Raw genomic sequence first — 16,117 nt, forward strand, 5'->3', positions numbered from 1 at the left:
CTCTCCCTCAAAGACTTGCGGTAATGCCCCCGTCCACGAAAATGGTCTGGCCGTTGACGAAACTTGATGCGGGGGACGACAGAAAAATGCAGGCCCCCACTAATTCTTCCACCCTGCCCCAGCGCCCGGCGGGCGTGCGTTTTTCCAGCCATGCGGAAAAGTCCGGGTCCGCGACCAAGGCCGCGTTCAGCGGAGTGTCGAAATACCCCGGCGCGATGGCGTTACAGTTCAGCCCATGCTTGGCCCAATCTGTCGCCATGCCCTTGGTCAGGTTCGCAATCGCGCCCTTTGACGCGGTGTATGGCGCGATCCCCGGCCGGGCCAGCGCCGTCTGGACCGAGGCGATGTTGATAATCCGCCCCTGCCCGCGTTCAATCATGTGCCGACCCGCCGCTTGGCTGACATAAAACGCTGAATTCACGTTGGTGCGCATCAGGCGGTCAAACGCCTCAACCTCAAAATCTTCAAGCGGGCCGCGATGCTGCATCCCGGCGTTGTTCACCAGTATATCGATTGGGTGCTGCGCGTCGTAATCATCGACCGCTTTGCGCACGCTTTCGGCATCGGTCACGTCGAAGACAAGCGTATCAACCTGCGCGCCTTCGTCGCGCAATGTCTTTGCGGCCTCGGCCAGCCGGTCAGCGTTCCGCGCGTTCAGCACAACCCGCGCACCGGCCTGTGCCAGCCCCCGTGCCAAGGCAAATCCGATCCCCATCGAGGAACCCGTCACAAGCGCCGTCCGCCCCGTCAAATTGAAAAGGTCCATTCTCTCTCCCTGAAATGCGTTGCCGTGTCGGGCATTGACAAAACCCGCCGGAACCGCCTTGATGAAATGGTATACCATTTGAGTGGCGATGCAAGCCTCGCCGAAAGGACAACCGTGACCAAAGCCCTTTTCGCCCACGCAGCCCGTGATCTGCGCCTTGAAGACGTGCCCGTTGATGCCCTTGCACCCGGTCAGGTTCGCATCAAGATGCGCCGCGGGGGGATTTGCGGATCGGACCTTCATTATTATAACCACGGCGGCTTTGGCGCGGTGCGACTGCGCGAACCGATGATCCTTGGCCACGAAGTTTCAGGCGAAGTTGCGGAACTGGGCGAAGGCGTATCAAATTTGGCCATCGGCGATCTGGTCGCGGTGTCACCATCGCGCCCCTGTTCCGCCTGTGCCGAATGCCTGCGCGGATTGCCAAACCAGTGTCTAAACATGCGATTTTACGGATCGGCGATGCCCTTCCCCCACATTCAGGGCGCGTTCCGCGAAAGCCTGATCGCGGATGCCAGCCAATGTGTAATCGCCAACGGGCTGACCGCGGCACAGGCCGCCACGGCGGAACCGCTTGCCGTAGCGCTGCACGCGGTATCGCGCGCTGACGACATGCTTGGCCGCCGTGTTCTGGTCACCGGATGCGGACCGATCGGCATCCTTGTAATCCTTGCCGCCCGCCGCGCCGGGGCAGGCGAAGTTATCGCCACCGACATTGCGCCAGCCGGGTTAAAGATCGCCCAATCAGTCGGCGCTGATGTCGTCCTGAACACCGCCGAAAACCCCAATGCGTTGGCCAAATACAGCACCGGCAAGGGCAGCTTGGACATCCTGTTTGAGTGTTCAGGGGCCGAGACCGCGTTGACCGCAGGCATCGGCGCGCTGCGGCCCCGTGGTCAGGTGATACAGCTTGGCCTATCTGGCGACATGTCCCTTCCGATGATGCAGATCACCGCGAAAGAGCTGGCCCTAAAGGGTTCGTTCCGGTTCCACGACGCCTTTCCGCTGGCCGTTCAGATGATGCAGAAACAGTTAATCGACGTGTCCCCCCTGCTAACCCACAGCTTCCCGCTGGCCGAATATGCCAAGGCCTTCACCACCGCATGCGACCGCAGCCGGGCGATGAAGGTGCAGCTGGTGTTTGACTCGTGATTACCTTCGCGCTGGCCGTTTTATTCCTGATCGGCACGCCGGGACCCGGCGTGCTTTCAACGGCTGGTGTGGGTGCGGGTTTTGGGTTTCGCGCAGGGCTTAAATACCTTGTGGGGCTGTTCATCGGCACCAACGCCGTGGCGCTTGGCGTCATCACCGGTGTCGCCGCGATTGTGCTTTCCGTTCCGGTAATTCGCTGGGTTCTGATGGGCGCATCGATCCTTTATCTTTTGTACCTGGCAGCGCGGATTGCCTTTGCCGGATCGAAAATCGCCTTTATCGCCGCCACCATCGCCCCCGGCATCAGCGCAGGCATCCTTTTGCAGGCGATCAATCCAAAGAGTTACGCCGTGAACACAACCCTTTTCACCGGCTTTCCTTTCGCGCCTGACAACCTTGGGTTCGAGGTGATCGCCAAGCTGTTGATCGTGAACATCATCTGGATTCCGATCCACCTTGGCTGGCTTTGGGCCGGGGCTAGTTTGCACCGGCTGAACCTGAGCGACGCTGCGCAACGGCGCATCAACTATTTCATGGCCGCGTCGATGCTTGCCGTCGTTGCCTTGGCACTTTTCGCAGGAATACAACGATGATCGCACCCGAGGCCGCGACCAAACTGGCCACCCTTCTTGGCACCCGTTTTGTCACCAGCGACGCCGACCGCGCCCAACATGGCCGCAACGAAACCTATTACCCCGACACGCCGCCAGATGCGGTCGCCTATCCCGAAACCACCGAAGAGGTTTCTCAGATCGTCCGCATCTGCGCCGCCCATCACTGCCCTGTTGTGGCTGTGGGTGCCGCCACCTCGCTTGAGGGGCAGCATTTGGCGACGCAAGGCGGCGTCAGCCTTGATATGAACCGGATGAACCGCGTTCTGGCCGTGAATGACGAAGACCTGAACGTCGTCGTACAGCCCGGCCTGACCCGCGTGGCGCTGAACGAAGAATTGCGCAGCACGGGCCTGTTCTTTCCCGTCGACCCCGGTGCCGATGCCTCGCTTGGGGGGATGACGGCAACGCGGGCCAGCGGAACCACCGCCGTGCGCTATGGCACGATGCGCGACAACGTCTTGGCGATGGAGGCCGTGATGGCCGACGGGTCGATCATTCGCACTGGATCAAAGGCGCGCAAAAGCTCCACCGGGTATGATTTGGCGCATCTGTTGGTGGGGTCTGAGGGGACGCTGGGGATTATCACGGAACTGACGCTGCGGCTTCAGGGTATTCCCGAAAGCACGCTTGCCGCGACCTGCCGTTTCGAAAACGTCGAAGACGCGGTCAATTGCGTGATCCTGACCATCCAGTCTGGCCTGCCCATGGCGCGGATTGAACTGTTGGATCACATGATGGTGCGCGGCTTTAACGCCTATGCAAACGCCGGCTTGCCCGAAAAGCCGCACTTGTTTCTGGAATTCCACGGCACCCCCACCGGAACCGCCGAACAGGCGCAAAGCTTTCGCGAAATTGCCGACGATTTCGGCGCGACCAACTGGGAGCAGGCAACCACCACCGAAGACCGTACCGCGCTGTGGGCGATGCGGCACAAAGCGCATTACGCAAGTGCGGCGTTGGGCAAAGGGAAACACCTGTGGCCGACGGATGTGTGCGTGCCAATTTCACAGCTTGCGACGGCGGTGGTTCAGGCACAGGACGACGCGGTGCGCCATGGCCTGACCAGCACCATTGTTGGCCATGTCGGCGACGGCAACTTTCACGCGGGCATCTGCGTTGATCCCAACGATGCCGATGAAATGGCCCGGGCCGAGTCGTTTTCCAAAGCCCTGGCCGAAACCGCGCTGCGCCTTGGCGGCACTGTCAGCGGTGAACACGGCATCGGGCTGGGCAAGCAGAAATACATGCAAGCAGAACACGGCACCGCGTTGCCCTTTATGAGGGCGATCAAGGCCGCGCTTGACCCGCAGAATATTTTGAATCCGGGCAAATTACTGCCACCCGGCGACTAAGACGAAGAGGGAGAGAGATGAACATTTTGATCATAGGCGGCGGCGGTGTCGTTGGCCAAAAGCTGGCCCATGCGCTGGCCGCGAAGGGCACGTTACGTGGAAAACCGATCAGCAGCCTGACCTTGGCCGACATCAATGACCCCGCCCCGGTGGAGGCCACGTTCCCCGTTGCAACCACCCGCTGCGACATTGCTGATACCGCTTCGGTCGCGCAGACGATCACCGAAGACACCGACGTTATCTATCTGCTTGCCGCCATCGTTTCCGCCCACGCCGAAGAGGATTTTGAGGCCGGGATGAATATCAACCTTTTCGGCACCTACAACGTGCTGGAACGGTGCCGCAAACTGGGTACGAACCCGGTCTTGGTCTTCTCTTCCTCCATCGCGATTTATGGTGGCGAGGCGCAGGATCCGCTGGGCGATCACTCCTACCCCAACCCGCAGACATCCTATGGCGGGCAAAAGGCGATTGGCGAGATTTTGTTGAACGACTATTCCCGCAAAGGGTTCGTCGATGGGCGCGGGTTCCGCTTGCCGACCATTTCGGTGCGTCCGGGCAAACCGAACCGGGCGGCGTCCAGCTTTATGTCGTCGATCCTGCGCGAACCTCTGAACGGGCAAGAGGCAATCTGCCCAGTCGAGCCTGATTTCCTGCACTATTACCTGTCGCCACGCAAATGCGTTGAAAACCTGATTAAAGGGGCCGAATTGAACGCCGATGATCTGGGTGAAAACCGCGTTATGCAGATGCCGGGGCGCACATGGTCCATCGGGCAACTGATCGACGCGATGACCAAAGTCGCAGGGCCTGAGCCCGCCAAACTGATCCGTTGGGATCCCCAGCCCGAAATCAAACGCATCGTTTCAGGCTGGAAATGGGACATTCACGCGGATAAGGCCGAACGCCTTGGCCTTACCGCCGATGAAAGTTTCGAAGACAACGTCCGCTATTACCTAGAGGACGACAAACCCGTCAGTTAACGGGCGTCAGCAGGTCGCCACCGGCCAAGTGCGCAGCCACGTTATCACGCTGCAACTTGGCCATGGCGGCCCGCGTTTCCACGGTGCCCGACCCTTGGTGCGGTTGCAAAACAACGTTGTCCAGCGCCAGAAAACGTGGGTTCAAATCGGGTTCCCCCACGAACACGTCCAGCCCTGCACCGGCGATTGCACCGATTTCCAACGCATCCAACAACGCGTCTTCGTCAATCGTGCTTCCGCGCGAAATGTTGATGACAACGCCATCCTTCCCAAGCGCGGCGATCACCTCTTTCGAGACATATTTTTCAGTGGCGGACCCACCGACCAGAGCCACAAAAAGGAAATCAACCGCATTTGCCAGCGCCACAGGGTCAGCGTGGTACGTCCAACCCGGCGTCTGCTTTTCGCTGCGCGCGTGATAGTGCACATCGGTCTTGAACGCGGCCAAACGGTCGGCAATGTCGCGCCCGATCCGGCCCATACCCATGATGCCGACCTTGCCGCCGCTTACCTTGCGGTTCAGGCGATAGGCCCCGTCACTGGCCCACTTACCGTCGCGCACCCATGCCTCTGCCTGACGCATTTCGCGCCCCTGCGAAATCCACATGGCGATGGCCAAATCGGCCACGTCATCGTTCAAAACGTCCGGTGTGTTGGTGACGCGGATGTTGCGGGCATTCGCCGCGTCAACATCGATTGCGTCGTAACCCACGCCATAATTTGCGACCAGCCCAAGGTTCGGGAACAGGTCCATTTCAGCCCCGCCAAAAGGCAGATGACCCTTATAGGCGATTGCCTTGATCGTGCTGCGCGCGGCCGGGTCCATCCCCGCCGCTTCGGACGGGTCAGCCACGACATGGGCGTTGAATGACTCTTCCAGCGCCGGGCGCTCGGACTGGTTATACGGGCCGATAGCGAGCGTAGCGGTCATGCGGGCAACTCCTCCGTTAAATGGTATACCATCTTGTCGTGGCAAAACCCGCCCGTGTCAACCGCGTGTAACCGCCCCCTTAAATGTGGCCAGCGCGGCGGCCAGTTCGGGGCGTTGTTTCGCGTGTTCGGTTACATCAAGGCCCAGCCGGTGCGCCTCTGCGGCTTGGCGCAGGCTGGTGATGCCATCGGCGGGGCCGCCAGGGTGGCTCATGATGCCGCCGCCTGCGCAGATCAGAAAATCATCGTTACCCAGCACATCCGCCGACGGGCCAACCTGCCACGCGGTTTGGCCGGACGAAAACACCGGCAACGCCTGATGCGCCGCACCGTCGCTGACCGGTGCCTGCACCGAAACCGCTGCTTCGGCCACAACGTCATCAGGTTCGGTGAATTTGCTGGCCAGCCCGTTGACGTGCAGATGGTCCGCCCCTGCCAGCCGCCACAGCTTTTGCATCGCGGGATAGGCGACCCCGATATCGGGCGAACGCGACACGAGCCCCCAACCGTTGCGATGCGCATGGATCGGCAGCGGGCTGCGATCCCGCACCGCGCGCAGCCCCGCCAACCCGATGGAGTTCAACGACACCATCGCGCAGGTCGCGCCCAGCTTTTCCAACATCTCTAGATGCCGCCACATGTCGGTGATTTCGTCCGTGATGTTGAACGCATACATCGCCTTGCGCCCGGTCTTTTGCGCGGCACCGTCCAGCGCCTGCATCACGGCCTTGGCGCGATCCTCTAACGGGCAAGCCGGGCCGTTGCCCTGCAATTCGTCGTCTTTGATGAAGTCGATCCCAGCAAGGGCAAGATCACCGGCCAGATCGCCGGTTTCCTGTGCCGAAAGCCCAACACTGGGCTTTACGATGGTGCCGATCATCGGGCCGGTTTCCACCCCCATCAACCGCCGCGTTCCGGAAATGCCGAATTGCGGGCCGGGGCATGCGCCCGCAATGCTGTCTGGAATATCAAGCGATAGAAGCCGGATCGCCGAAACCTCGGCCAGTTCAAACAGGTTGCCCGCGACGGTCGCCAGAATGTTGGGCAGCGATGGGCCGAAGTTTTCAACCGGCCAGCTGATCGTCACCCTACCCCGTTCGTAACTGTCGCCCTTCAACCGACACGGAAGCGCCGGGCGGGCAGACGTTGCCGTCACCTCAACCGCCTCTACCCGCGCTGCGGATCGGTCGCGCAGGGCGTCGGTTTCCGCCGCCAGCCGGATGAACGTGCCGGTGGATTGTTCCCCTGCGATCACTGCCGCCGCATGGGCAATGCCAAGCGGGCTTTCGATATCATATGTTGCTTGCAGCCGAGTCATCGTGCGCCGCCCCCTTCTTGAACCCACCCAAAATAGTCGCGGCTGCCCATCTGGCCGCCTTTCAGCGCCAATGTCAGCCCATCCATCGGCCCGTCTGCATGTGCCCTGCAAATCGCGGCACCGGGGATCGTTGGCGCAAGTGCGGTCAACGCGTCGATCCCAAGCGCTTTGCACACATGACCCGAAGTATCGCCGCCCGAAACCACGGCACGGTCCAACCCACCCCGCGATATCAGCGCACCCAGCACACGGCCCAAGGCCCCGCCGATCCGATCGTTGACCGTGGCCATGTCATCGCCTGCCGCTTGGCGAAGCTGTGATACCACCGGGTCATCCGGCCCTTTGGCGGTGAATATCAGCGGCACACGCCCGGCCTTGAGGGCGGCAAGGCCCGCTACAATCGCGGTATCCTCGGCCGCGTGCAGGCCTTTGCCACAGGCCGCAAGTACGTCAAACGGGATCCCTTCGAACCCATTTTCACAGGCCCACTCAATTTGATCTGCCGTCGTCGGAGAGACTGACCCCGACACCACCGCCATCTTTTCCGCCCGTCCGATGCCTTGAACCGGCGCGTCATCTGGCAACAATCCCAAGGCCCGGAAATGCGCAACCAAGGCGTATGCCGTCCCTTGTGATCCGACGATAAACCGGTTCGCGCCGCGGTGTTCCCATAACAATCGGCCCGCCGCCGCCTCGTCCGCCGGGGTCATCTGGTCGATGGTCACGCCCTGCCCTTCAACCAAAGCGGCATCCGCGCGCGCCCGGTCGGGCAGCATTTCCACATCCAAACAGCGGATCGGCATGGGGGTTTGCGCCGACAGATGGCGGGCAACTTCAGCCTCGGCCATTGGGGTAACGGGATGGCGGGCCATCACCGGGTGACGGTCAAGCCGGAACACCCCCGCATCAGTGCCCGCGAAAAGCTGCCCGAACACCTGATACCGGCGCATCTGCGGGGCCGCGACCAAGATTGGCACCGCACCGCCAAACCGTGCCGCGCCAATATCCATCGCGCGGCCAATCGACCCCACGTGGGGCGCGGAATCCAAGGTCGAACAAACCTTGTACTGCACCAACTCCGCACCCGTCGCCGCCAGCGCGTCGAACAGGGGCGGCAAGTGCTCATCCATCCATTCAGGCGATTGAGTTCGCGCCATACTTGCGATGCCGATCCCGCGCATTCCGGGAAACGCGGCCAGCCGCTCACCGCTTGGCTGTTCCAAGAACAACACGGCGGGCAAACCGGAAAAGGCCAGCACCTCCATCACGGCGGCGGCGCCGGTGAAATCGTCGCCCAGCCATGCCAGAACGGGGGGGCCTATCTGCTCTTGACCTGTCATGTGTTATCTCATCATACCAGCGGCAACAAAGTTGACCCCGAGGACACAATGCCAAGCGCAAGCCCTGACCGGATCACACGGCGCAAACTGTCGGACGCGATTTTTGATCGCCTGCACGCCATGATTTGCAGCGGCGAGCTGAACGCGGGCGACCCCCTTCCGTCGGAACGCGAACTGATGGATCGCTGGGGCGTTGGCCGCCCCGCCGTGCGCGAGGCATTTCAGGCGTTGCATAACATGGGCCTGATCACCGTCAGCCACGGCGAACGCAGCCGGGTGAACGCGCTGACCCCGGAAACAGCGGTGCAACAACTGGACGGTATAGCTCAAACGCTGCTGTCCGTGGCACCAGAAAACCTGGACCACCTTAAAGAAGCCCGCAAAATGTTTGAGGTCGGGCTTGCCCGCGTCGCCGCCACCCGCCGCACCGAAAAGGACGTCGCCGATCTGCGGGACTTGGTTCAACAACAAACGGACGCGCGCGCGGATGTTACCGCGTTTGTCGCCGCCGACATGGCCTTTCATGCACGGATCATGGCGATTTCCGGCAACCCGATCATCTCGGCGCTGGCAGATGCTATGCTGAAATGGATTTTTCAGCACCACAACACCCTGCTGCATTGGTCGGGCAACGAAGATACCACGCTGGCCGAACACACCCACATCGTTGACGCCATCGCCGCAGGCGACGCCGAAGCGGCGGCCAAGGTTATGGCCATCCACTTGGATCGTTCTGCCAGCATTCCGGACACGGTCTAACATTCAGGTAATACGCTGAATGCTCGCCGCAATTTCGTCGGGTTCGAACACGCGCTTCCAGTCATCCCGCATCAGCATCGGTTTGCCGAACGTGATCGCCTTGTTGCAGGCATCAGAAAACACCCCGTCAATTTCGTCAAAGATCACAGCACCCAAGATGTTCATGTGCCCCAACAGAAAATCCCGTGCGGCATCTTTTGGCACGCCACGGGCGACGACTTCGTCCATCGCTTCGCGCATCACGTCCAACAACGAAGCGCAGACAGTTTCGGACAAGCCCGGCTCTAACAACGCCATTTGTTCGACGGTCACGCGATAACTGCGTGCGACGGGGGCATAAATCGCGCGCCCAACTTTTTCGCCCAAGGCATAGTGTTCATCCGGCCCCTGCATCAGCGCGTTAACAATGCCCTGCTGCGCGGCGATCCCGCCAAAGTAATCCTTGCGCCCTTCGGCGGTTGTTTCATCGTTATAGATGGGCGGGTGGCACGGGTGCGTCACAAAATAGCTGACATCATCGCGGTTGGGCAAATGGCCCGCAAACGGCCCGGCCGCATCAAGGCAAACCACCATCGCGCCGCTTGGCACCTTGTCGATAATCGCGCCCGCAACGGCCTTGATCGCCGTATCCGGGACGGCCAATAGAACCACATCGGCCCCTTCCAGCGCCGTGTCCAGATCAACGCAATCAACCCCGATCGCGTCTTTCAGCCGGGCCCGTCCTTCGTCCGAAATTTCCACATGGGCCACGTCAAAGTCGGTGTTCAGAAGGTTCGTCGCACTGCGCACCCCCATCTTTCCGCCCGCACCCAAAAGCGCCAGTTTTTGGCCCATCGTCTTCTCCTCCGCGTCAACTGGTATGATGAGATGATATCTCTTCACGACTGTCAAGCACAGACACCGGGCACAAATAGAAAACCGCGCAGCATGAAACTGCGCGGTTTGAGGTTAAGCCTGCCGACGGTGCCCCCGCATCCTTGCGGGCGCGTCGTGATTTTAGAACTTCAGAACAGCGTTAATGAAGAAGCCTTTGTCGTCGTAAACAACATCACGCAAATCGTCCGAGAAGGAACCGGCGTTATAGCCGACACCGATTTTTGCGTTGTCCCCGACGTGGCGATAAACGGCGGCAACCAAGCCATATTCGGTTGTTCCGATGTCTTGAGCGCGCAGGGCGCGGCCTTCGACAAGAACATCCCAGTTATGCACAGCGTGGTAGCGCACGTTGGCCGTTGCCAGCCATGCATCGTTGCTTTGGAAGGAGTTCGTTCCGGATGCCGCCTGTTCAGAGAAACGGCCACCGATCTTGCCACCCAGCGTCCATTTCGGCGACAGGTCATAGCTGCCGTCCAAGCTGAACACATGACTGCGCTGCAGCGGGCCAGAGTTGGCAACGCCGTTCACTGTCTGCCCGGCCATGTCATACAGGAACGTATATTTGGCCAGAATGTTCAGACGGTCGTTATCAACCGGGCGATAGGCATAGCCAAGGCTGGCTTCGGCATATTCACTGTCAGGCAGGCCTGTCAGGCTGCTGTCGGTGCGCAAGGCATCCAGATTGAACAGCAGGCGCTGGTTTTCGTCGATCTTGTAGCGCGCGCCAGCAGACAGAAGCCAAGTGTCTGAATCACGGTTGCTTGCACCATCCACACCACGTTCGTTGCGGTATTCCAGACGGCCACGGGCGCTAAGGCCGGCTTCGTCCTGATAAACCACACCGAACGACAGCGCGTTACGATCGAAGTCGCCGTTCGCATCGTCCGCAACACGGCCCACTTCCAGACCACCGGTATAGGTCAGGAATTTATTGGGTTGATATTCAACACCATACAGGCTGGTCAGCGACGTCCGTTCGCCAAACATATCATAGGTGTTTTCGCCGAAAACGCGAGTCTGTTCGTTCAACCGGCGACGCGCGCCGACAACATATGTACCGGCGTCATTGCCGCTGAGGCTGCTGCCAAGGTCACGCTCTGGGTCCAGTGTGTAACCGAAGTAAACGCTGTTGTTTTCGTCTTGGTCGAATTCAGCCAACAGGCGTGCACCTGCCCCGGTTGTTCCGCCCGAAACCTCGCCAGTCACGCGCAGCTGGTCAGAGACCTGCATCTCGGCGCCGATGCCGACACGGTCGTTACGTTCCAACCCGCCCGAAACCTCGACCGATCCCTGCGCATAGCCATAAAGCGTCAGATCGTCGTTACGCTGATGATCAACGCGCACCGCCACATCTGTGCGCGACCCCGTCAGGGCCGCAGAGGTTGGCGTGTTGCGATCCAGATGTTCCAATCCGAACGACAGCGTCGTGCGGTCGTTCACTGCATGAGTGATGTCCAGACCACCTTCGCGCAGGGTCTTACCCGTCGCTTCGTCAAAGTCATCATAGAAGAAGTTCAGGCTGGTCGATGGCGACAGGTCAACCTGCGCAAACACACCCCAAAGGGTCTGATCGTCAGTCACCTGATAATCAAGCGTGGAAAAGCCCACCTCGCGGTCCTCAAAATAGCCACCAACGACGCCGCTGCGCCCTGGGGCCACATCGGCCAGATCTACCTGACCTTCCACGCGGATCGCGCGGCCATCGCCGGCACCGCCAGCCGTGGCCGTGTCATCCGTCGTCAAACCGCCATCCGTGGACGAGGCAAAGCCAAACCCAGGCCCGTCGGTTTGGGCGTATTCCATTTCAAGATAGGTGGTTTCGGAATGCTGATACCGCAGATCAATACCGTAAGCATTCTGTTCGGCCAGCCCGGTGTTTTCCACCATCGCTGTCGCACCGATACGCAGGTTATCGGTCACCCAAGACTGCGCCCGTCCGCCATACGAAAAGCCGTCAAGTTCCAGCGTGGGCGTGTATTCATACTGAGCCACAAGGTTGACGGTGTTGTCGCCACCGGGGTTGTTGACGATTAGCGAACCATCCGATGTGCTGCCGCTCAGCGGTTTGCGCAGCAACACAATGCCCTGCACATAGTTGATGTCATAATCCACGCCATAGGTCAGAAGCTTGCGATCCACGACCCGGCCGGTTGTGGCGTCACGCACCTCGACGCTGAGTGTTTCTGACCCGACAGAGATATCCTGACGGCGCAGCACATAAGACGACCCGCCCGTCCCGCGGAAGATTTCCCGCTGTGGCAGGTTGTCAGGCTGGGCGGCGTAGACCTCAATCTCGGCTACGGGGGCGCCGTTGGGCCGGTAGTCAGGCGTCTTGTAAACAGCCTGAAGGCCATAAAGCGTGCGTTCGTTCCGCAAGAACTCGCTGCCGTTGATGGAGGACTTAAAGTCGCCCCAGACGGCGTGATTATCGCCCTGTTCAACCCGGACATAGAATTTGCCCGACGTCGGCGCATCATTCACAGTGGTCGAGTCATCGCCATAGACCGGATAGGCAAGGTCATCATTCAAACGACCCAAAAGCGCGCGAGGCTTCTTTTCATCAAACTTGCTGAGGATATCTTCCAGATCTTCCTCGCCAGTATCAGCCGAGGCTGTAACCGTGATGCCGTTGGCCAGTTTACCCTTGGTGTAAAACGCCAAACGTCCCCGCGAATAGCTGCCCGTCTCAACGGCAACATCATCACCGAAGGCTTTGCCAAAGGTCAGGTCCACAATACCAACGCCGAACCACTCGGACTTTGGAATGTTAATGTCGCGCTCCAGAACCTGCTGACGCTGGCTGTCGGTCACGCGCACCTCAACCGGGTAATCGCCGGGGGGCAAAATCCGCTGAATGACAAAGCTGTTGTCTGCCGCTGGTGTGATCGTTTCACCCAGTGCAACAACACGGGCACCAGGGCGCACATCACTGCCGGAAATTGTCACCGCGCCGCCATTCACAGGAATGCTACGCTTGGCGGTGCGATCGGTACCCTCTTCCGCCACCTCAGAGATGGGGCGCGCCGCGCCCTCGGTCAGAGACAGAGGCTTGGTTTCGTCAAAACGACCCCGCTCGTCATACACACGATGCGTGAAAACCAATTGCTTGCCTTCAGGCAAAGCTGCCTGAACGCGCCCGTTTGGCAAAATCGGAAGAACCGCAACGGTTTTCGCACCGGACGGCGTTCCAAGATCAATGATCCGAACCTCGCCACGGGTCACATAAGCGGGATAGTTCATCCGGCTTTGGAACGTGACAGTATCACCAGCCACAAACGGGCCTGAGCCGCCAATGGTCTGCACATCCAAACGCGGTTCCGCAGCGAACCCATCATAACGCACCTGAATGTCCGCATCGCGCAGGGCGATATCCGCCTCGCGGGTTTGCTTCACATCCACCACATCGCCCGCGATGGTTTCCCCGTTCACTAGGATCGAGAAACCCGCGTCTTGCCCCAGACCCGCGCCTGCATAAAGCGACAGCGCGGAACTGGTCAGAAGAAGGGAAACGGCTTTTTTCATTTTACTATCAATCATGTCACTCATTCCCTCAGCGCTTAACCGTGCGTTCGATGTTCAGGTTGAACCGACCGCGTTTTCGCCACTCGGAGCGGATCAGTTTTTCAACTGCATCCAGACGCTGGCGCGCAGTCTCTCTGGACTCTCCTTTGCGGGTGTAGTTCAGGCGCAGAACCGATGGTTTTTGCTCTAGCTGACGAACAAGCGATCCAACGCCGGCCTTCAGCGCGTCCACTGGTTCTGCCGTGCCGGACACAAAGGCCCCCGCCGACAGTTCCACATCGACCACATCCGTGATCCCTGCGCCGAAGTTGATCTTGGCAGACTTACCTGGCGTTACACGTACAACCCGTGGGTTTTCTGTGGTCACGCGGTAACCGGATGGAAGGCTGCGCTCGTCCACTTTCAGGATGAAGTTGGACCCGATCTTTTCAGGCAGCGACGCACAAGGAACGTTGAACCGGCCATGCTGATCGGTAGTGATCAGATCGCCATTCACGCCAACCACACGCACGCCCGCCAGACCGGTTTCACCCTTATCCTGATAGCCGTTGCCGTTGCGATCATCGAAGACCTTGCCGATCACGTCCGAGCAATCAAACACATGCTCAGGCTCTAGCCGCACCACGGCCTTCGCCTCGTTCGAGATCGCCTGACCCGTCACCGGATCAATCATCACAGTCCGGTTTGTCAGATCGCCCAGCTCAGCCGCCGTGGAAACACGCGCCGTCAAGACGATCGTCGTGGTCCCATTGGACAGCAGATCCTGGTTCGTCCATGTCAGACGACGACCATTGATCGAAGGTTCAACCTGTACGCCGTTCACCGTTGCCGACTCTGGCAGATACAGCATGCCAACCGGCAGCGTATCGACGATGTTCACGTCATTCCGGTCAATCCCGCCGTCATTGTCGAACGTCAGGGTATAGACAACCGTGCCACCCTTTTCGACCGTGCTGCGATCTGCGGCTTTGGTGGCCCCAACATCCGCAGGATTGATTGCACAATCACGCAGTGGGATGTTGTTGTTGAACACCGCAGGGTCGCCCGCCTGAATGTCGAAGGTGAAGTAGAAGCTTGGGTTCGCCGCTTCGCTGAAATCTGCCAGCTCACCGGTTGCACCGAACTCACCCGAACCAATCACGCGCGGATCCGTCGTAGTTGTGCCAGTGATCACATCAACCAGCGCCGATGGGCTGACCGCGCCAGCGGTTTCCAGACGGTTGGTCGATGCAATACCCGACGACGGATAGGTCACGTTCATCGTATAGGTGCCTGGCGAAGTCACGTACCACTGGTAGAACCCAGTCGAGCCGTCTTCCACAATCGTGATATTGGCGTTTGTACCAACACCCGACTGCGATCCACCCGGCCCACTGACCGTAACATCGCCACCCGACAGGATGCGGCCGTCTTCCTCGCAATAGAAGTAACCGGTTGGGTCATAGTCCCGTGCATCGACGATACCGTCGCCATCCCGGTCTTCCGTGCTGGATTCTTCCAGATCAAAGGCATTGTCGCCATCCACATCTTCCAGCGCCTGCTCAACCTCCGCTTCAAGCGGTTCAGGCAGTTCACTGGCCGTGATGAAGATAGAGTTCGCCTCGGACGGCACCCCATTGGCAACCGAGAAGGTCAGCCCAATGGTAACTGTCGCGGTTTCACCCGGGGCCAGTTCCGCCAAGCCGCTGATCAGCTGCGTATCGGTCACACCGTCATAGTTCGGGTTAGCTGTCGCCGCACCCAAGCCAGAGACTGTGACCGTAGGCGTGCCATTCAACTCTGCCGGGCTTAGGAAAGTCGTCAGATCGTCGACGATCCCCATCCCTGTCAGGGTGACGTTACCCTCGTTGGTGACTTCGACAACATACTCCGCATCATAGACCGTCGGGAATTGCTTATCCAGCGATACCAGACCTTTAGACGCCGCCGCCGCCGGTGAACCCTCTAGCACAACAGCCGTCACATCGTCACTGCCTGTTGCATCATTCGGGTCATCCGACACAGCGTTGGAAGGCGCACCGGTTGGGTCGGTTGCGTCCACCTCGGCTGTCTGGCTGACGCCACCGGCGTCGATGTCGGACTGCTCCAGGATGTAGGTCGCGGTATAGGTTGCAACTTCACCCGGCAGCAGCGTGCCCTCGGCAGAACCGGACGTGGCCGTGCCAAAGTCAGGACCTGTGGTCAGCGTCAGAACATTGCCATCCGCATCCGTCAGCGTCGGGCTGATCGCAACACCGTCAAGCGTCACGTTGCCGTTGTTGGACACCGTGTAGGTATAGGTGATCTCTTCACCGGCAACCACGGGCGTGCCAAGCGCAGACGTATCCGCAACCAGTTCCATTGACACAGCAGGTGCTGGCGCAAGCGGCGTCACAGTTGCATCGTCGCTGCCCGTCGCATCCGCAGGGTCATCCGACACAGCGTTGGAAGGCGCACCGGTTGGGTCGGTTGCGTCCACTTCGGCTGTTTGGCTGACGCCACCGGCGTCGATGTCGGACTGCTCCA

12 protein-coding genes are annotated in these 16,117 nt (G+C 60.0%); 5 read left to right on the plus strand and 7 right to left on the minus strand.

Translation table 11 applies throughout. The annotated features are described in order from the left end of the window. Positions 1-7: 7 nt before the first annotated feature. Positions 8-766 (minus strand): SDR family oxidoreductase, encoded by a 759-nt coding sequence (locus COL8621_RS18110; protein WP_093968833.1) that lies wholly within the window; start codon positions 764-766, stop codon positions 8-10. 114 nt (positions 767-880) lie between these two features. On the opposite strand from COL8621_RS18110, the gene COL8621_RS18115 reads away from it, so the two are divergent. The 4 genes from COL8621_RS18115 to denD are packed head-to-tail and all read left to right on the plus strand — an operon-like array spanning position 881 to position 4,867. After that, positions 881-1,918, plus strand: coding sequence for an L-idonate 5-dehydrogenase (locus COL8621_RS18115; RefSeq protein WP_235823945.1), 1,038 nt, complete (start codon positions 881-883; stop codon positions 1,916-1,918). After that, on the plus strand, positions 1,915-2,511 hold the full coding sequence (locus COL8621_RS18120; protein ID WP_093968834.1) for a LysE family translocator: 597 nt from the start codon (positions 1,915-1,917) through the stop codon (positions 2,509-2,511). Before COL8621_RS18115 ends, COL8621_RS18120 begins: the two co-directional genes overlap by 4 nt. After that, positions 2,508-3,884, plus strand: coding sequence for an FAD-binding oxidoreductase (locus COL8621_RS18125; protein ID WP_093968835.1), 1,377 nt, complete (start codon positions 2,508-2,510; stop codon positions 3,882-3,884). The genes COL8621_RS18120 and COL8621_RS18125 overlap by 4 nt, the downstream gene beginning before the upstream one ends. 17 nt (positions 3,885-3,901) lie before the next feature. Continuing rightward, a complete protein-coding gene (gene denD, locus COL8621_RS18130) occupies positions 3,902-4,867 on the plus strand; it encodes a D-erythronate dehydrogenase (RefSeq protein WP_093968836.1) in 966 nt (321 codons plus the stop codon). On the opposite strand, the gene COL8621_RS18135 is transcribed toward denD, so the two are convergent. From COL8621_RS18135 to COL8621_RS18145, 3 genes are read right to left on the minus strand one after another with little or no spacing between them, the layout of a single operon-like run. Further along, positions 4,860-5,798 (minus strand): 2-hydroxyacid dehydrogenase, encoded by a 939-nt coding sequence (locus tag COL8621_RS18135; protein ID WP_093968837.1) that lies wholly within the window; start codon positions 5,796-5,798, stop codon positions 4,860-4,862. The two genes, denD and COL8621_RS18135, sit on opposite strands and share 8 nt — an antisense overlap. A gap of 57 nt (positions 5,799-5,855) precedes the next feature. Then, entirely contained in the window at positions 5,856-7,115 is a 1,260-nt protein-coding gene (locus COL8621_RS18140; RefSeq protein ID WP_093968838.1) for a ribulose-bisphosphate carboxylase large subunit family protein, read from the minus strand. Beyond that, on the minus strand, positions 7,112-8,455 hold the full coding sequence (locus COL8621_RS18145; protein ID WP_093968839.1) for a four-carbon acid sugar kinase family protein: 1,344 nt from the start codon (positions 8,453-8,455) through the stop codon (positions 7,112-7,114). The genes COL8621_RS18140 and COL8621_RS18145 overlap by 4 nt, the downstream gene beginning before the upstream one ends. Positions 8,456-8,503: 48 nt before the next feature. On the opposite strand from COL8621_RS18145, the gene nanR reads away from it, so the two are divergent. Next, positions 8,504-9,214, plus strand: coding sequence for a transcriptional regulator NanR (nanR, locus tag COL8621_RS18150; RefSeq protein ID WP_093968852.1), 711 nt, complete (start codon positions 8,504-8,506; stop codon positions 9,212-9,214). Positions 9,215-9,217: 3 nt separating this feature from the next. Here the strand turns inward: nanR and COL8621_RS18155 are convergent, their stop codons facing one another. The 3 genes from COL8621_RS18155 to COL8621_RS18165 form a co-directional block, all read right to left on the minus strand. After that, positions 9,218-10,048, minus strand: a complete 831-nt coding sequence (locus tag COL8621_RS18155; RefSeq protein WP_093968840.1) for a phosphogluconate dehydrogenase C-terminal domain-containing protein — start codon at positions 10,046-10,048, stop codon at positions 9,218-9,220. Positions 10,049-10,210: 162 nt separating this feature from the next. Further along, entirely contained in the window at positions 10,211-13,627 is a 3,417-nt protein-coding gene (locus COL8621_RS18160) for an RHS repeat domain-containing protein (RefSeq protein ID WP_141137917.1), read from the minus strand. Positions 13,628-13,640: 13 nt separating this feature from the next. Then, a partial coding sequence (locus tag COL8621_RS18165) for a CLIPPER-2 domain-containing protein (protein WP_141137918.1) occupies positions 13,641-16,117 on the minus strand: 2,477 nt, incomplete at its 5' end.

It is taken from the genome of Actibacterium lipolyticum (genome assembly GCF_900184935.1).
GTDB classification, from domain to species: domain Bacteria; phylum Pseudomonadota; class Alphaproteobacteria; order Rhodobacterales; family Rhodobacteraceae; genus Actibacterium_A; species Actibacterium_A lipolyticum.